Annotated in this window: 20 protein-coding genes; 5 read left to right on the top strand and 15 right to left on the bottom strand. The window is 63.7% G+C overall.

The window, feature by feature from the left end; all coding sequences use genetic code 11:
- Positions 1 to 226: 226 nt before the first annotated feature.
- Positions 227 to 667: a GlcG/HbpS family heme-binding protein gene (locus K5H97_RS20150; protein ID WP_028692837.1), complete on the top strand. Its 441-nt coding sequence runs from the start codon at positions 227 to 229 to the stop codon at positions 665 to 667.
- 120 nt (positions 668 to 787) lie between these two features.
- Here the strand turns inward: K5H97_RS20150 and K5H97_RS20145 are convergent, their stop codons facing one another.
- Both K5H97_RS20145 and K5H97_RS20140 read right to left on the bottom strand, forming a co-directional pair.
- Positions 788 to 1,399 (bottom strand): TetR/AcrR family transcriptional regulator, encoded by a 612-nt coding sequence (locus tag K5H97_RS20145; RefSeq protein WP_028692838.1) that lies wholly within the window; start codon positions 1,397 to 1,399, stop codon positions 788 to 790.
- Positions 1,400 to 1,506: 107 nt separating this feature from the next.
- Complete coding sequence (locus K5H97_RS20140) at positions 1,507 to 1,944, bottom strand: DUF3757 domain-containing protein (protein WP_028692839.1); 438 nt, start codon at positions 1,942 to 1,944, stop codon at positions 1,507 to 1,509.
- Positions 1,945 to 2,093: 149 nt separating this feature from the next.
- Here K5H97_RS20140 and K5H97_RS20135 point away from each other — a divergent pair, with 149 nt between their 5' ends.
- Complete coding sequence (locus K5H97_RS20135) at positions 2,094 to 3,008, top strand: DUF808 domain-containing protein (RefSeq protein ID WP_028692840.1); 915 nt, start codon at positions 2,094 to 2,096, stop codon at positions 3,006 to 3,008.
- Between the two features lie 166 nt (positions 3,009 to 3,174).
- Here K5H97_RS20135 and K5H97_RS20130 read toward each other — a convergent pair whose 3' ends face one another.
- The 7 genes from K5H97_RS20130 to puuE all read right to left on the bottom strand — a co-directional run bounded on the left by K5H97_RS20130 (position 3,175) and on the right by puuE (position 10,199).
- The gene (locus tag K5H97_RS20130) at positions 3,175 to 3,957 is read right to left on the bottom strand and encodes an outer membrane protein OmpK (RefSeq protein WP_028692841.1); all 783 of its coding nucleotides are present in this window, start codon (positions 3,955 to 3,957) and stop codon (positions 3,175 to 3,177) included.
- 350 nt (positions 3,958 to 4,307) lie between these two features.
- On the bottom strand, positions 4,308 to 5,093 hold the full coding sequence (locus K5H97_RS20125; protein WP_028692842.1) for an outer membrane protein OmpK: 786 nt from the start codon (positions 5,091 to 5,093) through the stop codon (positions 4,308 to 4,310).
- A gap of 141 nt (positions 5,094 to 5,234) precedes the next feature.
- Positions 5,235 to 6,590: a nucleobase:cation symporter-2 family protein gene (locus K5H97_RS20120; RefSeq protein ID WP_028692843.1), complete on the bottom strand. Its 1,356-nt coding sequence runs from the start codon at positions 6,588 to 6,590 to the stop codon at positions 5,235 to 5,237.
- A gap of 194 nt (positions 6,591 to 6,784) precedes the next feature.
- Positions 6,785 to 8,104, bottom strand: a complete 1,320-nt coding sequence (locus K5H97_RS20115) for a urate hydroxylase PuuD (protein ID WP_028692844.1) — start codon at positions 8,102 to 8,104, stop codon at positions 6,785 to 6,787.
- A gap of 45 nt (positions 8,105 to 8,149) precedes the next feature.
- A complete protein-coding gene (locus K5H97_RS20110) occupies positions 8,150 to 8,653 on the bottom strand; it encodes an ureidoglycolate lyase (protein ID WP_011532943.1) in 504 nt (167 codons plus the stop codon).
- A 104-nt stretch (positions 8,654 to 8,757) separates the two neighbouring features.
- Complete coding sequence (gene uraD, locus K5H97_RS20105) at positions 8,758 to 9,273, bottom strand: 2-oxo-4-hydroxy-4-carboxy-5-ureidoimidazoline decarboxylase (protein WP_028692845.1); 516 nt, start codon at positions 9,271 to 9,273, stop codon at positions 8,758 to 8,760.
- On the bottom strand, positions 9,273 to 10,199 hold the full coding sequence (gene puuE / locus K5H97_RS20100; RefSeq protein WP_028692846.1) for an allantoinase PuuE: 927 nt from the start codon (positions 10,197 to 10,199) through the stop codon (positions 9,273 to 9,275). Before puuE ends, uraD begins: the two co-directional genes overlap by 1 nt.
- A 378-nt stretch (positions 10,200 to 10,577) precedes the next feature.
- On the opposite strand from puuE, the gene uraH reads away from it, so the two are divergent.
- The gene (uraH, locus tag K5H97_RS20095; protein WP_028692847.1) at positions 10,578 to 10,931 is read left to right on the top strand and encodes a hydroxyisourate hydrolase; all 354 of its coding nucleotides are present in this window, start codon (positions 10,578 to 10,580) and stop codon (positions 10,929 to 10,931) included.
- A gap of 72 nt (positions 10,932 to 11,003) precedes the next feature.
- Here the strand turns inward: uraH and K5H97_RS20090 are convergent, their stop codons facing one another.
- Both K5H97_RS20090 and K5H97_RS20085 read right to left on the bottom strand, forming a co-directional pair.
- Positions 11,004 to 11,780 carry an RHS repeat-associated core domain-containing protein gene (locus K5H97_RS20090; RefSeq protein ID WP_051555771.1) on the bottom strand — a complete coding sequence of 259 codons (777 nt, stop codon included), beginning with the start codon at positions 11,778 to 11,780 and terminating at the stop codon, positions 11,004 to 11,006.
- A gap of 153 nt (positions 11,781 to 11,933) precedes the next feature.
- Entirely contained in the window at positions 11,934 to 13,283 is a 1,350-nt protein-coding gene (locus K5H97_RS20085; RefSeq protein WP_028692848.1) for an NCS2 family permease, read from the bottom strand.
- Positions 13,284 to 13,641: 358 nt separating this feature from the next.
- On the opposite strand from K5H97_RS20085, the gene K5H97_RS20080 reads away from it, so the two are divergent.
- Positions 13,642 to 14,397 (top strand): GntR family transcriptional regulator, encoded by a 756-nt coding sequence (locus K5H97_RS20080; RefSeq protein ID WP_028692849.1) that lies wholly within the window; start codon positions 13,642 to 13,644, stop codon positions 14,395 to 14,397.
- A gap of 149 nt (positions 14,398 to 14,546) precedes the next feature.
- Positions 14,547 to 15,245 carry an aquaporin Z gene (gene aqpZ / locus K5H97_RS20075; protein WP_028692850.1) on the top strand — a complete coding sequence of 233 codons (699 nt, stop codon included), beginning with the start codon at positions 14,547 to 14,549 and terminating at the stop codon, positions 15,243 to 15,245.
- Here the strand turns inward: aqpZ and guaD are convergent.
- The 4 genes from guaD to xdhA all read right to left on the bottom strand — a co-directional run bounded on the left by guaD (position 15,242) and on the right by xdhA (position 21,313).
- On the bottom strand, positions 15,242 to 16,546 hold the full coding sequence (gene guaD / locus K5H97_RS20070) for a guanine deaminase (protein WP_028692851.1): 1,305 nt from the start codon (positions 16,544 to 16,546) through the stop codon (positions 15,242 to 15,244). The genes aqpZ and guaD overlap by 4 nt on opposite strands.
- Positions 16,547 to 16,556: 10 nt before the next feature.
- The gene (xdhC, locus tag K5H97_RS20065; protein WP_028692852.1) at positions 16,557 to 17,402 is read right to left on the bottom strand and encodes a xanthine dehydrogenase accessory protein XdhC; all 846 of its coding nucleotides are present in this window, start codon (positions 17,400 to 17,402) and stop codon (positions 16,557 to 16,559) included.
- A 64-nt stretch (positions 17,403 to 17,466) separates the two neighbouring features.
- A complete protein-coding gene (gene xdhB, locus K5H97_RS20060; protein ID WP_028692853.1) occupies positions 17,467 to 19,866 on the bottom strand; it encodes a xanthine dehydrogenase molybdopterin binding subunit in 2,400 nt (799 codons plus the stop codon).
- On the bottom strand, positions 19,859 to 21,313 hold the full coding sequence (xdhA, locus tag K5H97_RS20055) for a xanthine dehydrogenase small subunit (protein ID WP_028692854.1): 1,455 nt from the start codon (positions 21,311 to 21,313) through the stop codon (positions 19,859 to 19,861). The genes xdhB and xdhA overlap by 8 nt, the downstream gene beginning before the upstream one ends.
- Positions 21,314 to 21,337 lie beyond the last annotated feature (24 nt).

Genomic DNA, 21,337 nt, shown 5'->3' with positions numbered 1-21,337 from the left:
ACAACTTGTGTTGCGGCAGAGTGTATTCATGCTCGGCGCAAAAGGTCAATCCATTTTCGTCGGCGGCGTTGACTGAGTGGTCATTGGGCGATGAGGCGGCATTTCGTCGCACTTGGCGAGATTGAGCCAAATAATTGTATACAAAGCGTGCCTTCGTTGTGTTCTATTCTGTCTACTGGTTTTCAACTGCCCTCAGGGCTTCTCACAACAAGAAGAGGACCTTTTCATGAACGCATTGACCCTCAAAGACGCTGTCGGCGTGGTGAACGCCGCGCTGGCCGCGGGCCGCAAGATCAACGCCGCGCCGCTGACCGTGGCGGTGCTGGATGCCGGCGGGCACCTGCTGGCGCTGCAGCGTGAGGATGGCGCCACCCTGCTGCGTCCGCAGGTGGCCATCGGCAAGGCCTGGGGCGCGGTGGCCCTGGGCAAGGGCTCGCGCCTGCTGGCGCTGGATTCGCAGCAGCGGCCGGCGTTCTATGCCGCGCTGAACGGGCTGGGCGAGCGGCCGGTGGTGCCGGTGCCGGGCGGGGTGCTGATCCGTGATCGGGACGGCAAGGTGCTGGGGGCCGTCGGGATCAGCGGCGATACCTCGGATATCGACGAGCAGTGCGCGATCAGTGCGATCGAAGAGGTGGGGCTGACGGCGGATGCGGGGGTTGCTGCGTAAGGCTCGTCATTTTGGGGCCGCTCTGCGGCCCATCGCGACACAAGGCCGCTCAGGGAAATGCGTAACCTCTGGAGCGGCCTTGTGTCGCGAACGGGCTGCACAGCAGCCCCATTGGCCCTATCAGGCCGCCTCGGGCTCGCAGCCCTTCAACACCAGGCGGATGATTGTCTCCGCCGCCGCGTCATAGTCGCTGTCGGCCAGCTTGGCCTTGCCGGTCACCACGGCGATCTGCCAGTCGAAATCCGCGTAGGTCTGCGTCGCCGCCCAGATGCTGAACATCAGGTGGTGCGGGTCGACATGGGCGATCTGACCGCGCTCGATCCAGCGCTGGATGCATTCGATGTTGTGGCGGGCCTGCTCGTTGAGCTGCTCGACCTGGCGTGGCGACAGGTGCGGCGCGCCATGCATGATCTCGCTGGCGAACACCTTGGAGGCGTGGGGCAGGTCGCGGGAGATGCGGATCTTCGAGCGGATGTACGCGCTGAGCACCTCTTTCGGATCACCGTCGGCGTTGAACGGCGTCGAGGCCTGCATGATCGGCGCGATGATGCTCTCGAGCACCTCGCGGTAGAGGTTTTCCTTCGACTTGAAGTAGTAGTACACGTTCGGCTTGGGCAGGCCGGCCTTGGCCGCGATGTCGCTGGTCTTGGTGGCGGCGAAGCCCTTGTCGGCGAATTCTTCACTGGCCGCGCGCAGGATCAGTTCCTTGTTGCGCTCGCGAATGGTGCTCATGGTGGGGGACGGTCCTTTGACGCTGCGAGCACGGATGGTAGCAAGAACCCTTGTACAAAGCATCCCACGCCCATGCCGGCCAGCCGTGCTGGCCGGCATGGATGGCATTACCTGGCTTCCCGGAATGCACAGCCCTGCAGGTCTTGCGAGCGACACTCGAAATAGATGATGCCGAAGGGACCCTCATGTCGCTTCCAGGCTGGTGCATTGGCGAGCCGGATTGGGATGTCGGGGGTGACTTCAGTACGGTAGCGCATGTCTATGCTCTGCTTTCCCGAAGTCTTGTAGGTGCAGGCGCGCAGCCTGCCTACGCCGTCGACCTTGCCATCGGACGGGTAGAATATGGCGCTGTCGAACGAGATCACGACGCTGTTCTGGTCTTTCAGCAGCCCGAGCCATTGGCCATCGCCGCTTTCTGCTCTGGCGGTGAGTACGCCGTTGGTGTTCTGGATTTCGGCCGGCGCGGGGCAGAATTCCATGGTTGCGGCCATGACGTTGCCTGCGAGCAGCGCAGGCAGAGTGAGCGAGAGTGCGTGTTTGAGCATGGGTATTCCTTGTCGTCTGAAGCACGATGGAGTGGCTTCGCTATGCTAGGAATGCCCTGCCATAGGATATGCAGGCCAGATCTTCCCAAACGGCAGGGAATGGGACTGCGTGGCGTAGGATGAATAGATCGCTTTTTATGGAGTAGTGCATGGCAGGAAGTAGTTTGTTGGTACTGATCGACGACATCGCCACGGTGCTCGACGATGTCTCGGTGATGACCAAGGTCGCGGCAAAGAAGACCGCAGGGGTGCTGGGTGATGACCTGGCGCTCAACGCCCAGCAGGTCACCGGTGTGCGCGCCGAACGCGAGATACCGGTGGTGTGGGCGGTGGCCAAGGGCTCGCTGCTGAACAAGGCGATCCTGGTGCCGGCGGCGTTGCTGATCAGCGCGTTCATTCCCTGGGCGGTGACACCGCTGCTGATGCTCGGCGGCGCCTACCTGTGCTTCGAGGGCTTCGAGAAGCTGGCGCACAAGTTCCTGCACAGCAAGGCCGAGGACGAGGCGCAGCACGAGGCGCGCAAGCAAGCGCTGGCCGACGCCAATGTCGACCTGGTCGCCTATGAGAAGAGCAAGATCAAGGGCGCGGTGCGCACCGACTTCATCCTGTCCGCCGAAATCATCGCCATTACCCTGGGCATCGTCGCCGATGCGCCGTTGAGCCAGCAGATCGTTGTGCTGTCGGGTATCGCTGTGGTCATGACCATCGGTGTCTATGGCCTGGTGGGGGGAATCGTCAAGCTCGATGACTTGGGCCTGTGGATGACGCAGCGGGCATCGAACCTGTCCCGCGTGGTCGGTAACGGCATCCTGCGCGCGGCGCCCTACATGATGAAGGGCCTGTCGGTGGTCGGTACCGCTGCCATGTTCCTGGTCGGCGGCGGCATCCTGGTGCACGGCATCGCGCCGCTGCATCACGCCATCGAGGCGTTCAGCGAAGGGCGGGGCGGGGCGTTGACCGGGGCACTGCTCAATGGTGTGGCGGGAGTGATCGCCGGGGCGGTGGTGCTGGCGGCGGTTGCTGTCGCGGGCAAGGTGTGGCGGGCGGTAAAACCGGCAAACTGAGGCGCCCGACCGGGCCTTGCCTCGGATCTCCTGTATGAGCGGCCTTGTGTCGCGAAAGGGCCGCGAAGCGGCCCCAGGACCTCGGCATCATGCGAAATCGTCGGGGCTGCTGCGCAGCCCTTTCGCGACGCAAGGCCGCTCTTACAGGCTTTAAACTGGCATCAGATCAGAAGTGAACTTTCACCAGGAAGCTCATGGTGTTCTGATCGGTGGTAAAGGCATCGCTGTCCTTGATGCCGTACTTGTTCTTCCAGTAGTCGTACTCGATACCCACGTACAACTGCTTCTCGCCCAGGTGCAGCGCCTTGCCCAGGTCGTACTTGACCTGCGGGTTGAAGTGCAGGTTGGCCTGGTAGGTGCCGCGACGGTTCTCGTCGTTGTCGACCACCCAATCCATGAAACCGTCGATCAGGATGTCGGACGAGCCCACGGGAATGGTGTAGGACCACACCGGGGTGATCTGCCAGACATTGTCGCCCGGACGGCTGCCGTCGGTGGTGCGCTGGTAGAAGTTCAGCTGGAAGTAGTCGAAGCCGGGGATGGCCAGGTCGAAGCCGGGGCCGATCAGGTAGGACTCGGTATCACCCTCGCCGAACTCGTAGGTCATTGCCAGCAGCACATCCTTCACCGGGCCGAACTCGAGCTTCTGGTCGAAGATCTTGCCGAACGACAGGCGTGGGCTGAACTCGCCGTAGTAGGTGTTGGGGCCGTTGTTGGCGTCCTTCTTGCCCTGGTAGAAGATCTTGTCGAGGAAGAAGAAGTTGTCGCCGTACTTCCACGCATCGGCGTGCTCGAAGGTCACGGTCTGCTGGATCTCGGGGTTGACCTTGAAGTTCTTGCCCCACAAGTAGGTCAGGCTGTTGTTCTGCCATTGCAGCAGGTCGCCGGCTTGGCTGGCGCCGCAGGCCAGCAGACCACCGGCGAGGATCAGGCTATTGATGATACGCATTGCGAGTGTCGCTCCCTTGATTGGATCTGTTGTCAGCGCTCGGGCGCTGTTCTTGTCTTTTGGGTCAGCTTTTTTCAATTGGCCACAGCTGTTTGGCAAGAGCTGCGCCAACTTTTCCACGTTGGGCACAACCATCCTGCTCGACGTCTTTCTGAACGGATGAAATGGGTATTTCACGCTGGCAACACGTTGGCCAACCGCCCGGAAACATTGACTGAGCGGTCAGCAAACGCGGGCGGGATCCTTCCCGCCCCGATCGAGGGGGCGCGCAGATTACTCACTTGCGCGCCGGGCCTCAAGTGCTCCGTCCTGGAGCACGGTGGTGCAAATTTGGGCGTTCGGTCAGTTTTTCAGAAGTGCACCTTCACCAGGGCACTGGCCACGCTCTGGTTGCTGTCCACGTTGCCGCGGCTGTCGATGCCGTACTTGTCCTTCCAGTAGCTGTATTCGAAGCCGACGTAGAGCTGCTTGGCGCCCAGGTTCAGGGCCTTGCCCAGGTCGTACTTGACCTGCGGGTTGAACTGCAGGTTGGCGTGGTAGGTGCCGCGACGGGTCTGGTCGTTGTCGACCACCCAGTCGATGTAGCCGTCGATCAGGATGTCGGACCTGCCCACCGGGATGGTGTACGACCAGGCCGGGGTGATCTGCCAGACGTTGTCGCCGGGGCGGCTGCCTTCGGTGTTGCGCACGTAGAAATTCAAGGTGAAGTAGTTGAAGCCGGGCACGTTCAGGTCGAAGCCGGGGCCGATCAGGTAGGCCTCGTTGTCGCCCTCGCCACGTTCGTAGGTCATGGCCAGCAGCACGTCCTTGATCGGACCGAAGGCCAGGTTGCGCTCGAAGATCTTGCCGAACGACAGGCGCGGGCTGAACTCGCCGTAGTAGGTGGTCACGCCTTTGCCGGGGTCGGCCTTGCCGTTGTAGAAGATCTTGTCGACGAACAGGAAGGTGTCGCCGTACTTCCATTTGTTGGCATGTTCGAAGGTGATGGTCTGCTGGATGTCGGGGTTGACCTTGAAGTCCTTGCCGTACAGGTAGGACAGGCTTTCGCCGTGCCATTGCAGCCATTCGCCGGCGTGGGCGGGGAGGGTGGCCAGCAGGCTGCTGCCCAGCAGGACGGACGTGGTGATGCGCTTCATGTTGTGATTCCCGGACTTATTGTTTTTGTAAGGGCTTTTTCGGCGCGCAAGCGCCCCGGGCGGCCCATTCCGGCGGGCCGACGGTCCAGCGTTACCGCGTGGTTGGAACGGGGCGGCCGGTACGGCACCGCCCCAGGTCACTCAATGCTGGTGACAGGCATCGTTGTGCGCGGCGCGGTCGGCGCCGCCGAGGATGTTGAACAGCAGGTTCAGCACCAGGGCGCTGAGGGTGGCCATGGCGATGCCACTGTGGGTGATGGGCTCCATCCACTGCGGCATCTGCGCGAAGAATTCCGGGCGCACCACCGGGATCAGGCCGAAACCGACGCTGACCGCGACCAGCAGCTGGTTGCGTCGGTCGGCGATGTCCGCTTCCTGGAGGATCTTGATCCCGGTGGCGGTGACCATGCCGAACATGGCGATGGACGCGCCCCCCAGTACCGCGGGCGGAATCGAAGCGATCAGGAAGGCCGCCTTGGGTAGCAGGCTGAGCAGGATCAGCAGCGCGCCGGCCATCACCGTGACGTAGCGGCAGCGAACCCCGGTCATCTGCACCAGGCCGATGTTCTGGGCGAACGAAGAGTGGGTGAAGGTGTTGAAGAAACCGGCGATGAACGACGCGCCGGCATCGCACAGCAGGCCGCGTCGCAGCATGCCCGGCGTGACTTCACGGTCGGTCACCTTGCCCAGGGCGAGGAACATGCCCGTGGACTCGACGAAGATGATCACCACCACCAGGCACATCGACAGGATCGGCGCCAGGCTGAAGGTCGGCATGCCGAAGTGCAGGGGGGTGACCACCTGCAGCCACGGCGCCTCGCTCAGGCCCGACAGGTCGACCATGCCGATGGAGCCGGCGAGCACATAGCCCAGGCCCATGCCCACCAGTACCGACACATTGACCCAGAAGCCGCGCATGAAGCGGTTGATCAGCAGGATCACCGCCAGCACCAGGCCGGCGACCATCAGGTAGATCGGCGCACCGAAGGCTTGCGCCTCATGGCCGCCGCCGGCCCAGTTGACCGCCACCGGGAACAGCGACAGGCCGATCGAGGTGATGACCGTACCGGTCACCAGCGGCGGGAAGAAGCGCACGACCTTGGACATGAACGGCGCGATCAGCATGCCGAAGAACCCGGCGGCGATGGTCGCGCCGAAGATTCCCTGCAGGCCGACGCCGGGCATGCCGGCCATGGCCACCATGCTGCCGACGGCGGCGAAGCTGGCGCCCATCATGACCGGCATGCGGATGCCCACGGGGCCGATACCGAAGGATTGGATGATGGTGGCAACGCCGGCGACCAGCAGGTCGGCGTTGATCAGGAAGGCGACTTCTTCGCGGGACAGGCCCGCCGCCTGGCCGATGATCAGCGGCACCGCGATGGCGCCCCCGTACATCAGCAGAACGTGTTGCAGACCCACCAGGATCAGCTGGAACAAGGGCAGGGGCTGTCGTGGTGGCGCAACAGGGATGTACGCCTTGGGTGACTCGGACATGCAGCACCTCGAGTTTTGTTTTTATTCTCGGATCCAAGCGGGCGGCTTCACGTGGCAGGCTCCGGTGAAGGAGGCTGGGGACCCACGTGAAGCCGAACGCTCGATGCTTGCTTGTTACGTAGAGCTTGGAAGCGAGGCCGGGAGTACCGGCCTCATCGCGGGGCAAGCCCGCTCCCACGCAATCGTGGGGTGTCTCAGTTGACCTGCGCGCCTTTGGCGATCCAGTCGCCGACCAGCTTGCGCTCCTCGACGGTCATCTGGGTGATGTTGCCCAGCGGCATGATCTGGCTGGCGACGGCCTGCGCCTGGATGCGCGCGGCCTGGGCCTGGATCTGCTGCGGGGTGTCGAACATCACGCCGGCAGGGGCGGCGCTGAACAGCGGGCTGGTCGGCTTGGCCGAGTGGCACACGGTGCAGCGTTCCTGGATGACGGTGTGGATCTTGTCGAAGCTGCCGGTGGCCGCCTGGGCCGTAGCCTGGGCAGGTTCCGCAGCGGGTGCCTGGGCAGGCTTGGCGGCCTCTTCTGCGCGCAGTTCGGCGGCGGTCTTGCCACCGACGGCAGTGGCCGGCAGCGGCTGGTACTCGACCTTGGCGGCGGCCTGCTCGGGTGCGGTTGGCAGCGGCTTGGGACCGGTCACATAGGCCAGGCAGATCATCGCCAGGGCACCGACGGGCAGGGTCCAGGCGTACTTGTTGCTGTCGTGGCGGGTGTTGAAGTAGTGACGGATCAATACGGCGGCCACCGCGATCCCGGCCAGGATCAACCAGTTGTACTGGCTGCCGTAGGTGCTCGGGAAGTGGTTGCTGATCATGATGAACAGCACCGGCAGGGTGAAATAGTTGTTGTGGCGCGAGCGCAGCAGGCCCTTGGCCGGCAGCACCGGGTCGGGCGTCTGGTTGTTCTCGATCGCCGCCACCAGCTGGCGCTGGGCCGGCATGATGATGCGGAACACGTTGCCGACCATGATGGTGCCGATGATCGCGCCGGTGTGCAGGTAGGCGCCACGGCCGCTGAACACCAGGCTGAAGCCCCAGCAGGCGGCGATGATCAGCACGAACAGCACGGCGCCCAGCAGCGCCGGCTGCTTGCCCAGGGGCGAGTCGCACAGGAAGTCGTAGATGAACCAGCCGGCAACCAGCGAACCGATACCGATGGCCACCCCTTCGGCGCCGCTCAGGGTGCTGCCGGGCGCCAGCAGGTAGAGGCTCGGGTTCCAATAGAACACCACGCACAGCAAGGCGATCCCGGACATCCAGGTGAAGTAGGCTTCCCATTTGAACCAGTGCAGGTTCTCGGGCATTTTCGGCGGCGCGAGCTTGTATTTCTCCAGGTGATAGATACCACCGCCGTGGATGGCCCAGAGGTCACCCGACAACCCATCGCGCGGGTTGCTTCGGTTCAGGTGGTTCTCCAGCCAGACAAAGTAGAACGATGCACCGATCCAGGCCACGCCGGTGATCATGTGAACCCAGCGAATGCTCAGGTTCAGCCATTCGTGAAGGTGTGCTTCCACAGTATGTACCTCTCGCCAGTCACCATCTCGATGACCGACCCTTTCTTATTGGTGGGGATTGAGGATCAACATCTGTTCCTCGGGGAAGTAATGCTCATCGCAGTTGTTGCCAGAACCACTGCGATCAACCACCAGGAAGTCATCCCGCTTTTCGATCGTCAGCACCGGGTGGTGCCAGACGCCGCGATGGTAATTAACGCCCTGCCTGCCATTGCTGCGGAAGGCTCGGACCAAGCCTGATACAGGTGCATCGCCAACTGGCGCGACCACGATCAGAAAGGGGTTGCCGAGCAGCGGGATGAAAGCCTGGCTGCCCAGCGGATGGCGTTCCAGCATGCGTACGGTCAGCGGCATCTCCAGCGCGTCGGCGCGGAAGATACTGATGATCGCCTTGTCCTCGGGCTCGGCGGTCTCGACCGTGGCGAGCTTGTGGAAGCGCATGGTCGAGCCGTTGTTGATCATGAAGTGGTCGCTGCCGTCGGTTTCGATCACGTCACCGAAGGGGGCGAAGGCTTCTTTGGTCAGGGGCTCGATCATCAGGGTGCGCATGCGGGTCTCTCTTGTATGTTCGTTGTTCTGGATTCTGGTGGACCGGCCTGCCGGGCCCTGGGTGCGGACGCGTCACGCACTCGGGCGAGGCGGGCACGCAGTCCTCAAAGCTGCAGCAGGCGGAACAGGGCGATCAGGTTGATTTGTGCCAGGGCTTCCTTGAATTCGGCATCCTGGTCGTTGTGGATGCGTTTTTCGAAGGCAGCGAGGATCTGGTGCCGGTTGCTGCCCTTGACCGCCATGATGAACGGGAACTGGAACTTGGCCTTGTAGGCGTCGTTCAGTTCGGTGAAGCGGGCGAACTCCTCGGCGGTGCACTGGTGGATGCCGGCGCCGGCCTGTTCATTGGTGCTCGACTCGGTCAGCTCGCCCTGGATGGCGGCCTTGCCGGCCAAGTCCGGGTGAGCGTTGATCAGTGCCAGTTGCTCGGCATGGCTGGCGCTGAGCAGGATGTCGCTCATGCGCTGATGCAGCGCCTCGATCTCGTCCAGCTCGGCCAGCTGGCCCAGGTCGTAGGCTTTCTCGGCGACCCACGGCGAGTGCTCGTAGATGTCGGCGAAGGCGGCGACGAAGGCGGCGCGCTCGAGGGTGGAAGGCTTGAGGGTCTTGAAGGCGGTCATCAGGCGTTCTCTTTCTTGTACGGGTGGGTGGCGTGCCAGTGGCGGGCGATGTCCGCGCGCCGGGCGAACCAGACCTGTTCGTGGCTCTTGGCGTAGTCGACGAAGCGCTTGAGCGCGGCCAGGCGCGCCGGACGGCCGACCAGGCGGCAGTGCAGGCCGATCGAGAGCATCTTCGGTGCTTCGGCGCCCTCGGCGTAGAGCACGTCGAAGGCGTCCTTCAGGTACTGGAAGAACTGCTCGCCGCAGTTGAAGCCCTGGACCTGGGTGAAGCGCATGTCGTTGGTGTCCAGGGTGTAGGGGATCACCAGGTGCGGCTTGTCGGTCGGGTTGTTCGGTTCCCAGTAGGGCAGGTCGTCGTCGTAGGTGTCGCTGTCGTAGAGGAAGCCGCCTTCCTCCATCACCAGGCGCCGGGTGTTCGGGCCGGTGCGGCCGGTGTACCAGCCCACGGGGCGCTCGCCGGTGATCTCGGTGAGGATGCGGATGGCCTCGAGCATGTGCTCGCGCTCTTGCGCTTCATCCATGTACTGGTAGTCGATCCAGCGGTAGCCGTGGCTGCAGATCTCATGGCCGGCCTCGGCCATGGCGCGGATCACGTCAGGGTGGCGCTGGGCGGCCATGGCCACGGCGAAGATGGTCAGCGGCACGCCGCTGTCCTTGAACAGCTTGAGCAGGCGCCAGACGCCGGCGCGGCTGCCGTATTCGTAGAGCGACTCCATGCTCATGTTGCGCACGCCCTGCAGCGGCTGGGCGGCGACCATTTCGGAAAGGAACGCTTCGGACTCCTTGTCGCCGTGCAGGATGTTGCGCTCGCCACCTTCTTCGTAGTTGAGCACGAAGGACAGCGCAATGCGGGCATTCCCCGGCCATTGCGGATGAGGTGGGTTGTTGCCGTAACCGATCAGGTCGCGTGGGTAGTCAGCGCTCACTGCAGTCTTCCTTCTTGTTCGTTAATGCGGTGGGTGGGGCGGGCCGCGTCGGGATGTCGCACCACCGGATGGGCTGATTGTATACAACTTCTGAAATCTTTTGTAAGCCTGTTTTTCCGCATTTCTTCCCATTTGTCGCGTGAGAATGGCTTGCAAGAAACCTGCCCGATTGGTCAGTAAATGGTGAGAGCGGCAGCATGGCGCTTGTCTTCGCGACTGGTGGCTTGTTTTGTAGAGGTTGCGCAGGATGGGATAAAAAATTGTGTACAATTTACCGATAAACTGTCTTAATGACTTCATTCCCGCACGCCGCAGGCCCCGTGCCCGGTGATTGCCGTGTATTTTTTGCCCACGCATACGACAAGAGGCGACAAGCAAATGGGACGTTTGACCACACACGTACTGGACGCCGCGCACGGCTGCCCGGGCAGCTCGATCAAGGTCGAGCTGTACCGCGTCGAAGGCCAGCAGCTGGAGCTGGTGAACACCGCCCTGACCAACAGTGATGGCCGTGTCGACGCGCCGCTGCTGCAGGGCGACGACTATCGCACCGGCGTCTATCAATTGCAGTTCAGCGCCGGTGACTACTACCGCGCCAAGGGCGTGAAGCTGCCGGACACCGCGTTCCTCGACGTGGTCGTGCTGCGCTTCGGTATCGACGAGCAGCAGGAGCACTACCACGTGCCGCTGTTGATTTCGCCGTACAGCTATTCGACCTATCGTGGAAGCTAGTTGGTCGCTAGAAGAATCTTCGTAGGTCCTTGGCCCGCTCTCACACTGGCGGGCTTTTTTTCGTCTGGAGCCTTACTCCCTGACTTTCTCTACGGTGCTGGAAAGATTCAATGCTCTTCCGGTTTTCAAGGCAGCTATGTCCGCGCCTCCAGCCGTCGCTGCGCCCAGCAGGTGGCCGACTACAGCGGTTGCTATGGTTCCGGGTGTGATTTTTGCGGCAACCGCTTCTGGAGTACCGTTGAATTTCAGCCAGGTGTTTGCCATCTCCAGATGGGCGACGACAGAGGGGATTTCCCCCCTATTCGCCTGTTGCACGGTTTCTGCGTAACGAGTCTGGAGATGTTGGGGCAAGGGCGGGGCCCCATTACTGTCTTTTGCAATGTAGGCGCCGGCGACACGTTCTCCAAAAAACGATTTGTTTGGGGCATTGACGATCTGCTTGGCTTCCGGCGTGGCCAAGACGCGTCCCGGTGTGGCGCCGGGCACGGTATTGCGTATAAACGAAGTCGTGAATTGTTGATGCATCTCCTTGATGAAAGCAGTGACACCGCCAGTAGGGTCATGTTTATTGATCGGGTCGCCTGCGCAATAGGTGTAACTATTGCTGCCACCTTCTCCGAAGGGACTTAGCGGATCTGGGCTAATGAAGCGCATGAGGTGGGGGTGGAGCAGACGGTGACCGTTGCCCAGATGATAATGGCCGGTGCTGGGGTCTGGAATCTGCCCACTGAAGCCGGTCCGTACGCCTGGCCTGTGTACCTTGCTTCCATAGGGTGTATAGGCGTTTGGGATGGACTGGGCTTGCATGACTGAGTGGGCCCAGTCTGTTGCCAATATGTGAATAAACATGATTTTTGATACTCCTGCGAGGAGGGCTTTTCCCGCTAGTAGTAGCGTGCTTGCAGCGGATTTACACCTATCAAAAATGTCAGAAGGGCACAGCCGAACGTGGCACCTCGGGCCGCTGCGGCTGCCCGAGGTGAGTCGAATGAATCTCGCTGATCAGAGGAACACAAACTTCGCAATGAAGATGGCGCACAGCACCCACAGGCTGGCCGAAATTTCCTTGTACTTGCCGGTACCCGCCTTCAGCGCCACGTAGCTGATGAAGCCCAGGGCGATGCCGTCCGCCACCGAGAAGGTCAGCGGCATCATGATCACCGTGACGATCGCCGGAATGCTGTCGGTGGCTTCGTCCCACTCGATATGCGCCATGCTGCCCATCATCAGCATCGCCACGTAGATCAACGCGCCGGCGGTGGCATAGGCCGGAATCATCCCGGCCAGCGGGGCGAAGAACATCGCGGCAACGAACAGCGCGCCGACCACCACGGCCGTCAGGCCGGTACGCCCACCCGCCGCCACACCCGCGGCACTTTCCACGTAGCTGGTCACCGGCGGCACGCCGACCACCGCGCCGAACACGCTGGAGGTGCTGTCGGCCTTGAGCGCCCGTGACAGGTTCTCGATGCGTCCGTCCGGCGCCACCAGGTTGGCGCGCTGGGCCACGCCCATCAGCGTGCCGGCGGTGTCGAACATGTGCACGAACAGGAACGCCAGCACCACGCTGATCATGCTGACGTTGAACACCCCGGCCACGTCCATGGCCATCCAGGTCGGCGCCAGGCTCGGCGGCATCGACATTACCCCGCCGAACTTGACCAAGCCCAGGCCCCAGCCGGCCAGGGTGACGCCGATGATGCTGATCAGGATCGCGCCGAACACCCGCTTGTAGCTGAGGATGGCGATCAACAGGAAGCACACGGCCGCCAGCAGCGGGCCGGGCTCATGCAGCGAGCCCAGCTTGACCAGGGTGGCCGGGCTGTCGACGATGATGCCGGCGGTCTTCAGGCCGATCAGCCCGAGGAACAATCCGACGCCGGCTCCCATGGCATGGCGCAGGCTTACCGGGATGCTGTTGAGTAGCCACTCGCGCACCCGCGAAACCGTCAGGAACATGAACAGCACGCCCGAGACGAATACCGCCCCCAGCGCCGTTTCCCAGTTGTAGCCCATGGTGCCGACCACGGTGTAGGTGAAAAAGGCGTTGAGCCCCATGCCCGGCGCCAGGCCCACAGGCCAGTTGGCGTACAGGCCCATCAGCAGGCAGCCCAGGGCGGCGGCGATGCAGGTGGCGACGAACGCCGCGCCGTGGTCGATACCGGCGTCGGCCATGATGTTGGGGTTGACGAAGATGATGTAGGCCATGGTGATGAAGGTGGTCACCCCGGCGATCAGTTCGGTCCTGACGGTCGTGCCGTGTCGCTTGAGTTTGAAAATCCGCTCCAGCCAGCCCGATTCGAGCGGTGGGGCGAGATCCAGCGTAGGTGCTTCGGATTTGCGGCTTTCCACAGCGAGTACTCCTCAAGTCTTTCTTGTTGTTCGAAGCCTGGTCCTGAGCCGACGCACTTGGGGGCTTCGCGAGGGAGGGTGTGGCAGACGTCCGACCATTTTGTTGACTTATGGGTCAGGAAGTTGCTCGCAGGATTATGCTTTTGTGTACAAATAAAGCAAATAATGTTTTATCTTTTGTGCGTACAAACGGTCGTACAACGGCTATATAGGTAAAAGGCCACCTGCAGAAACGGGTCAGCCTGTGTACAATGGCGCCATACCTTGGCCCATTATCTTCTTTCCGGACTTGCCATCCCCCCGTCGACGGGCATTACAGTCACGGTCCGACTGGCAGATCCCTTGTGCTCGAGCGCCCATGAACGAACAGCTGCAACCTCTGAAAAAACCTGCGCGTACCGGCAAGGCCGGCCGCAGCGGTACCCAGGACGACATCGTCTACGCGCACATCTTCGAGGCGATCCTCGAGCAGCGCCTGGCCCCGGGCACCAAGTTGAGCGAGGAAGCACTGGGCGAAATTTTCGGCGTCAGCCGCACCATCATCCGCCGCGCCCTGTCGCGCCTGGCTCATGAAAGCGTGGTGCTGCTGCGGCCGAACCGCGGCGCGGTGGTGGCCAGCCCGACGGTGGAAGAGGCGCGCCAGGTGTTCTTCTCTCGGCGCATGGTCGAGCGCGCCATCACCGAACTGGCCGTGCAGCACGCCACCGCCGAGCAGCTCAACGAACTGCGCCAGATGGTCCGCGAGGAGCGCGACAGCTTCTCCCGCGGCGACCGCGGCGCCGGTATTCGTCTGTCCGGCGAATTCCACCTCAAGCTGGCCGAGGCCGCAGGCAATGCGCCACTAGTGAGTTTCCAGCGCAGCCTGGTGTCGCAGACCTCGCTGATCATCGCCCAGTACGAAAGCGGCAACCGCTCGCACTGCTCGTACGACGAGCACATGCAACTGATCGACGCCATCGAGGCCCGTGACGCCGAACAGGCGGTGAGCCTGATGATGCACCACATGGATCATATCGACAGCAAGCTCAACCTCGACGAGGAGAGCGCCTCGGACGATCTGCACGCGGTGTTCTCGCACCTGCTGAAAAAGCCCAAGGCCACCGCCAAGGGTTGATCGTTTGCCTGCATGAACCAGGGGCCGCTTTGCGGCCCCTGGTCGTTTCTGGCCACCGGCCAAAGCTCTGCTAGATTTCTCTTCAGCAAACCTTCATCAGGCAGTTGGGCTTGCGCAGTCGTTGCGTCCAATTACTTGAGGAATGCTCCATGAGTTCGTCCCTGGGTGTGCGCATGGGTGCCGAGTTGGTCGGCACGTTCTGGTTGGTCCTTGGCGGGTGCGGCAGCGCGGTGCTGGCCGCCAGTTCCCCGGTCGGCATCGGTGTCCTCGGTGTTGCCTTCGCCTTCGGCCTGACGGTCCTGACCATGGCCTTCGCCATCGGTCATATCTCCGGTTGTCACCTCAATCCCGCCGTGTCGTTCGGCCTGGTGGTGGGCGGGCGCTTCCCGGCGAAGGAGTTGCTGCCCTATGTGATCGCCCAGGTGATCGGCGCGATCCTCGCCGCAGCGGTGATCTACTTCATCGCCAGCGGCAAGGCCGGTTTCGAGCTGGCCAATGGGTTGGCTTCAAACGGCTACGGCGAGCACTCGCCCGGCGGGTACACCTTGGCGGCAGGCTTTGCCAGTGAGGTGGTGATGACCGCGATGTTCCTGGTGATCATCATGGGCGCCACCGATGCCCGGGCGCCGGCGGGGTTCGCGCCGATCGCCATCGGCCTGGCGCTGACCCTGATCCATCTGATCTCGATCCCGGTAACCAACACCTCGGTGAACCCGGCGCGCAGCACGGGGCCGGCGTTGTTCGTCGGTGGCTGGGCCGTCCAGCAGCTGTGGCTGTTCTGGGTGGCACCGCTGATCGGCGCGGCGATCGGCGGTGCGCTCTATCGAGGCCTGGCGAAACAGCCTTAGCGCTGGTGCACGCAACGCCCGGCGGCGTAGGTCTCGCGTACGGTGCGGTCGTCGCCCAGGGTGGTGAGCACGAACAAGGTCTCCTCGATGTTCTTCGACTGCTGCAGACGGAAGTCCAGCAGCGGCGTGGCCTTGTAGTCGAGCACCACGAAGTCGGCGTCATTGCCCGGGCGCAGGCTGCCGATGCGGTCGTCCAGGCGCAGGGCGCGGGCGCCGCCGAGGGTGGCCAGGTACAGCGACTTGTACGGGTGCAGGCGCGCGCCTTGCAACTGCATCACCTTGTATGCCTCGTTCAAGGTATTGAGCAGCGAGAAACTGGTGCCGGCGCCGACGTCGGTGCCCAAGCCCACGTTGACCTTGAAACGCTCGGCCTGGGGCAGGTTGAACAGGCCGCTGCCCAGGAACAGGTTGGAGGTCGGGCAGAAGGCGATGGCCGAGCCGGTCTCGGCCAGGCGCTGGCATTCGTCGTCGCACAGGTGCACGCCGTGGGCGAACACCGAGCGCTCGCCGAGCAGCTCGAAGTGGTCGTAGACGTCCAGGTAGCCTTTCTGCTCGGGGAACAGCGACTTGACCCAGTCGATCTCCTTGAGGTTCTCCGACAGGTGGGTGTGCATGTACACGCCCGGGTGCTCCTTGAGCAACTGGCCGGCCACGCTCAGCTGCTCCGGCGTGCTGGTCGGCGCGAAGCGTGGGGTGACCGCGTAGTGCAGGCGGCCCTTGCCGTGCCAGCGCTCGATCAGCGCCTTGCTGTCGCGGTAGCTGGATTCGGCGGTGTCGGTCAGGTAGTCGGGGGCGTTGCGGTCCATCATCACCTTGCCGGCGATCATGCGCAGGTCAAGGCGCTCGGCCTCCTCGAACAGGGCGTTGACCGACTCGGGGTGCACGCTGCCAAACACCAGGGCGGTGGTGGTGCCGTTGCGCAGCAGTTCCTTGAGGAAGATCTTCGCCACCTGGTCGGCGTGGGCCTTGTCGGCGAACTGCTTCTCGCAGGGGAAGGTGTAGGTGTTCAGCCAGTCCAGCAGTTGCTCGCCGTAGGAGCCGATCATGCCGGTCTGCGGGAAGTGGATGTGGGTGTCGATGAAGCCCGGGGTGATCAGGGCGTCCTGGTAGTGCTGTACCGGAATATCGGCGTCGAGGGTCGGCAGCAGCTCGCTGGCATGGCCCAGGGCGCTGATGCGGCCGTTGTCGACCACCAGCAGGCCATCTTCATAGTATTCGCAGGACGCCTCCAGGCCGACCTCGGCGGGGTCGGCGATGCTGTGCAGGATGGCGGCTCGGTAGGCTTTGCGGGTTGCGCTCATGGGGCTCTCGTCAAAGGGTCTGGCTGCGTCGCGAGGACGGCAGCAACTGGGCGATGGAGCCTGAGTTGGCGGCAGCGTCGTGCTGGCCGAAACAGGCGTTGTAGGTGGCAATGATCTCGGCGGCGATGGACACGGCGATCTCGATCGGCAGCTTGCCCTTGACCTCGGCCAGGCCCATCGGGCAGCGCATTCGCGCCATCAGGGCGTCGTCGAAACCGCGCTCGCGCAGGCGGTGCTCGAACTTGACGCGCTTGGTCTTCGAGCCGATCAGGCCGAACCAGGTGAAATCGTTGCGCTTGAGGATCGCGGCGGTCAGTTCCAGGTCCAGCTGGTGGTTGTGGGTCATGACGATGCAGTAGCTGCCGGCGGGCAGGTCGGCGACTTCGTCGACCGGCTCTTCGCTGACGATCCGGCTCACCCCGTTGGGGATGACGTCGGGGAACTCCTGCTCGCGCGAGTCGATCCAGCGCACCCGGCAGGGCAGCGCGGCGAGCAAGGGTACCAGAGCGCGGCCGACATGGCCCGCGCCGAACACCGCGATCTCGGCCTGCACGCCGGTCATCGGCTCGAACAGCAGCACGGTGGCGCCGCCGCAGCACTGGCCGAGGCTGGCGCCAAGGCTGAAACGCTCCAGATGCGGGGTGCTGCGATGTTCCTCGAGCATCTGCCGGGCGATGTGCAGGGCCTTGAATTCCAGGTGGCCGCCGCCGATGGTGTCGTACAGCGCGCTGGCGCTGACCACCATTTTCGAGCCGGCGTTGCGCGGCGTGGAGCCGCGTTCCTCGATGATGGTCACCAGGACGCAGGGTTCGCCGCGGGCTTGATGGTCGGCGAGGGCGTTGATCCATTGGTGCATGTCTTCAGTCCTCCTCGGTCCCCTGTGGGCGCAACGCAAGGTCGCGCCTACAGGGAGCGCGGCGTCAGTGCGTCACGGGTTCCAGTTGCTGTTCGGCAGGCTGAGCCGCGGCCACCGCCTTGCGCATCTGCTCGCAGCCCCACAACACCCGCTCCGGCGTCGACGGTGCGTCGATCTCGGGCTGTACACGGTAGTCGGCGATGCTCGCCACCGCGTCCTTGATCGCGCACCAGGCGGCGATGCCGAGCATGAACGGCGGCTCGCCCACGGCCTTGGAATGGAACACTGTGTCCTCGGGGTTCTTGCGGTTCTCCACCAGCTTGACGCGCATGTCGATCGGCATGTCGGCCACCGCCGGGATCTTGTAGCTGGCCGGGCCGTTGGTCATCAGCTTGCCCTTGGCGTTCCACACCAGCTCCTCGGTGGTCAGCCAGCCCATGCCCTGGACGAAGCCGCCTTCGACCTGGCCGATATCGATGGCCGGGTTCAGCGAGTCACCGACGTCGTGCAGGATGTCGGCGCGCAGCATCTTGTACTCGCCGGTCAGGGTGTCGACGATCACCTCCACGCACGCCGCACCGAAGGCGTAGTAGTAAAACGGCCGGCCGCGGGCCTGGGCGCGATCGTAGAAGATCTTCGGCGTGCGGTAGAAACCGGTGGTCGACAGCGACACCTGAGCGAAGTAGGCCTGCTGCACCAGGTGCTCGAAGCTGACGATCTGGTCGCGCACGCGTACATGGCCGTTGCGGAACTCGACGTCTTCCTCGGTGACGTTGTAGTGCCGGGCGGCGAACTCGGTCAGGCGTTTCTTGAGGATCTCGGCGGCATTCTGCGCCGCCTTGCCGTTCAGGTCGGCGCCGCTGGAGGCCGCGGTCGGCGAGGTGTTGGGTACCTTGTCGGTGTTGGTGGCGGTGATCTGGATACGGTTGAAGTCGACCTGGAACACCTGGGCCACCACCTGGGCCACCTTGGTGTTCAGGCCTTGGCCCATCTCGGTGCCGCCGTGGTTGAGGTGGATGCTGCCGTCGGTATAGATGTGGATCAAGGCACCGGCCTGGTTGAGGAAGGTGGCGGTGAACGAGATGCCGAACTTCACCGGGGTCAGCGCCAGGCCCTTTTTCAGCACCGGGCTGTTGGCGTTGAAGCGGCGGATGGATTCGCGGCGCTCGTGGTAGTCGCTGCTCGCCTCGATCTCGGCGGTCATCTCCTCGAGCATGTTGTGCTCGACGGTCTGGTAGTAGTGGGTGACGTTGCGCTCGGTCTTGCCGTAGTAGTTGGCCTTGCGCACCGCCAGCGGGTCCAGCGCCAGGTGGCGGGCGATATGGTCCATCACCTGCTCGATGGCAACCATCCCTTGCGGGCCGCCGAAGCCGCGGTAGGCGGTGTTGGAGGCGGTGTTGGTCTTGCAGCGGTGGCCGTGCACCGTGGCGTCGCCCAGGTAGTAGGCGTTGTCGGAGTGGAACATGGCGCGGTCGACGATCGAGCCGGACAGGTCGGGCGAGTAGCCGCAGTTGCCGGCCAGGTCGAAGTTGATGCCGTGCAGGCGGCCAGTGTCGTCGAAGCCGACGTCATACTCGACGTAGAACGGATGGCGCTTGCCGGTCATCATCATGTCTTCGACACGGGGCAGGCGCATCTTGGTCGGCTGGCCGGTCAGGCGCGCGATCACCGCGCACAGGCAGGCGGGGCTGGCGGCCTGGGTTTCCTTGCCGCCGAAGCCGCCGCCCATGCGGCGCATGTCGACGACGATCTTGTGCATCGGCACGTCGAGCACCTCGGCGACCAGCTTCTGCACCTCGGTGGGGTTCTGCGTGGAGCAGTACACGATCATGCCGCCGTCTTCGCTGGGCAGCACCGAGCTGATCTGGGTTTCCAGATAGAAGTGCTCCTGGCCGCCGATGTGCAGACTGCCCTGGATGCGGTGCGGGGCGCTGGCCAGGGCTGCGTCCGAATCGCCGCGCTTGTGGGTGTGGCTGTCGAGCACGAAGTGTTTCTTGCGCAGCGCCTCGACCACATCGAGCACCGGTTCCAGATCTTCGTATTCGACGATGGCGGCCATGGCAGCGCGACGGGCGGTGTCCAGGTCGCGGGCGGCCACGGCAAGCACCGGCTGGCCGAAGAACTCGACCTTGTCGATGGCCAGCAGCGGGTCGCCGGCCACCACCGGGCCGATGTCCTTGAGCCCCGGAATGTCCTCGTGGGTGATGGCAATGCGCACGCCTTCGAACTGGTAGCAGGGCGTGGTGTCGATGCGCAGGATGCGCGCATGGGCGCGATCCGCGGTGCGCGCATAGACGTGCAGCTGGTTGGGGAATTCCAGGCGGTCGTCGATGTACACCGCCTCGCCCGCCACATGCTTGTCGGCGCTGTCGTGCTTGAGGCTGCGGCCGACCCCGGTGGTCAGGTCCTGGCTGAACAGTGCGGCCATCTCGGCCTGGCTCTTGACGGCGTGATGGTTAGACATAGGCGGTCACCCGGGTTTCGATGTGCGGCGTTTGCAGTTCGATGAAGTACTTGCGCAGCAGGTTCTGCGCGGTCAGCAGGCGGTACTCGCGGCTGGCGCGGAAGTCGCTCAGCGGGGTGAAGTCCTCGGCCAGGGCCTGGCAGGCACGCTCGATGCTGGCCTGGTTCCATGGCTTGCCGCGCAGCGCGGCCTCGCAGGCGCGGGCGCGTTTGGGGATCGCCGCCATGCCGCCGAAGGCGATGCGCACGCCGCTGACCACGCCGTTCTCGATGCTCAGGTTGAACGCCGCGCACACGGCGGAGATATCGTCGTCCAGGCGCTTGGACACTTTATAGGCGCGGAACGCCCAGTCATTGCTGGCGCGCGGCACGATGATCTTCTCGATGAACTCGCTGTCCTGGCGCGCGGTGATGCGGTAGTCGATGAAGTAGTCTTCCAGGGCCAGGGTACGCTGGCGCTCGCCCTGGCGCAGGACGATCTGCGCGTCCAGGGCGATCAGCAGGGGCGGCGAGTCGCCGATCGGCGAGGCGTTGCCGATGTTGCCGCCCAGGGTGCCCTGGTTGCGGATCTGCAGCGAGGCGAAGCGGTGCAGCAGGTCGCCGAAATCGGGGTACTCCTGGTTGAGCGCGGTGTAGCAGTCGGTCAGCGGGGTGGCGGCGCCGATCTCCAGGTGGGTGGCGGTCTTGTCGATGCGCTTGAGTTCGGCGACATGGCCGACGTAGATCATCACCGGCAGGGTGCGATGGAACTGGGTGACCTCCAGCGCCAGGTCGGTGCCGCCGGCCAGCAGGCGCGCCTCGGGGTGCGAACTGTAGAGGTCGGCCAGGTCGGCCACGGTCAGCGGCACCAGGCAGCGCTTGTCGCCGCTGTTGAGCTCGCCGGTCTGTTGCGGGGCGATGGCCTTGAGACGAGCGATGGTCTGCGCCTGCTGGGCGTCGAATTGGTCACGACAGGGTTGGGCGCAGCTCTGCTCGGCGGCGGCAAGGATCGGCCGGTAGCCGGTGCAGCGGCACAGGTTGCCGGCCAGGGCCTCCTGGGCCTGGTGCAGGTCGTGGCCCTCGCTGTTCTTCTGCAGGGCGAACAGCGACATGACAAAACCGGGGGTGCAGAAGCCGCACTGCGAACCATGGCAGTCGGCCATGGCCTTCTGCACGCTGTGCAGTTCACCTTGGTGCTTGAGACCCTCGACGCTGATCAGCTGCTTGCCGTGCAGGGAGGACACGAACGTCAGGCATGAGTTGAGGCTGCGGTAGCGGATGCTGTCGCTGCCTTGATCGTCCTGGACGAGTTCGCCGACGACCACGGTGCAGGCGCCGCAGTCGCCGCTGGCGCAGCCTTCCTTGGTGCCGGGTTTGCCCAGGTGCTCGCGCAGGTATTGCAGCACCGTCATGTTCGGGTCCAGGGCGTGCTCGCTGCGCAGCTCCTGGTTGACGAGAAACTGGATCACGGGGGAGGGCCTCGCAATGGTTTT

It is taken from the genome of Pseudomonas mosselii, from assembly GCF_019823065.1.
GTDB lineage: Bacteria > Pseudomonadota > Gammaproteobacteria > Pseudomonadales > Pseudomonadaceae > Aquipseudomonas > Aquipseudomonas mosselii.
Note: the sequence above shows the minus strand (reverse complement) of the source record. Positions and strands in the feature narration are given on the sequence as shown.

What these genes read in the sequence shown, in the direction of transcription:
- K5H97_RS20150 (WP_028692837.1), top strand. Translation starts at nt 227, where the DNA reads ATGAACGCATTGACCCTCAAAGACGCTGTCGGCGTGGTGAACGCCGCG.
- K5H97_RS20145 (WP_028692838.1), bottom strand. Translation starts at nt 1,399, where the DNA reads ATGAGCACCATTCGCGAGCGCAACAAGGAACTGATCCTGCGCGCGGCC.
- K5H97_RS20140 (WP_028692839.1), bottom strand. Translation starts at nt 1,944, where the DNA reads ATGCTCAAACACGCACTCTCGCTCACTCTGCCTGCGCTGCTCGCAGGC.
- K5H97_RS20135 (WP_028692840.1), top strand. Translation starts at nt 2,094, where the DNA reads ATGGCAGGAAGTAGTTTGTTGGTACTGATCGACGACATCGCCACGGTG.
- K5H97_RS20130 (WP_028692841.1), bottom strand. Translation starts at nt 3,957, where the DNA reads ATGCGTATCATCAATAGCCTGATCCTCGCCGGTGGTCTGCTGGCCTGC.
- K5H97_RS20125 (WP_028692842.1), bottom strand. Translation starts at nt 5,093, where the DNA reads ATGAAGCGCATCACCACGTCCGTCCTGCTGGGCAGCAGCCTGCTGGCC.
- K5H97_RS20120 (WP_028692843.1), bottom strand. Translation starts at nt 6,590, where the DNA reads ATGTCCGAGTCACCCAAGGCGTACATCCCTGTTGCGCCACCACGACAG.
- K5H97_RS20110 (WP_011532943.1), bottom strand. Translation starts at nt 8,653, where the DNA reads ATGCGCACCCTGATGATCGAGCCCCTGACCAAAGAAGCCTTCGCCCCC.
- uraD (WP_028692845.1), bottom strand. Translation starts at nt 9,273, where the DNA reads ATGACCGCCTTCAAGACCCTCAAGCCTTCCACCCTCGAGCGCGCCGCC.
- uraH (WP_028692847.1), top strand. Translation starts at nt 10,578, where the DNA reads ATGGGACGTTTGACCACACACGTACTGGACGCCGCGCACGGCTGCCCG.
- K5H97_RS20090 (WP_051555771.1), bottom strand. Translation starts at nt 11,780, where the DNA reads ATGTTTATTCACATATTGGCAACAGACTGGGCCCACTCAGTCATGCAA.
- K5H97_RS20080 (WP_028692849.1), top strand. Translation starts at nt 13,642, where the DNA reads ATGAACGAACAGCTGCAACCTCTGAAAAAACCTGCGCGTACCGGCAAG.
- aqpZ (WP_028692850.1), top strand. Translation starts at nt 14,547, where the DNA reads ATGAGTTCGTCCCTGGGTGTGCGCATGGGTGCCGAGTTGGTCGGCACG.
- guaD (WP_028692851.1), bottom strand. Translation starts at nt 16,546, where the DNA reads ATGAGCGCAACCCGCAAAGCCTACCGAGCCGCCATCCTGCACAGCATC.
- xdhC (WP_028692852.1), bottom strand. Translation starts at nt 17,402, where the DNA reads ATGCACCAATGGATCAACGCCCTCGCCGACCATCAAGCCCGCGGCGAA.
- xdhB (WP_028692853.1), bottom strand. Translation starts at nt 19,866, where the DNA reads ATGTCTAACCATCACGCCGTCAAGAGCCAGGCCGAGATGGCCGCACTG.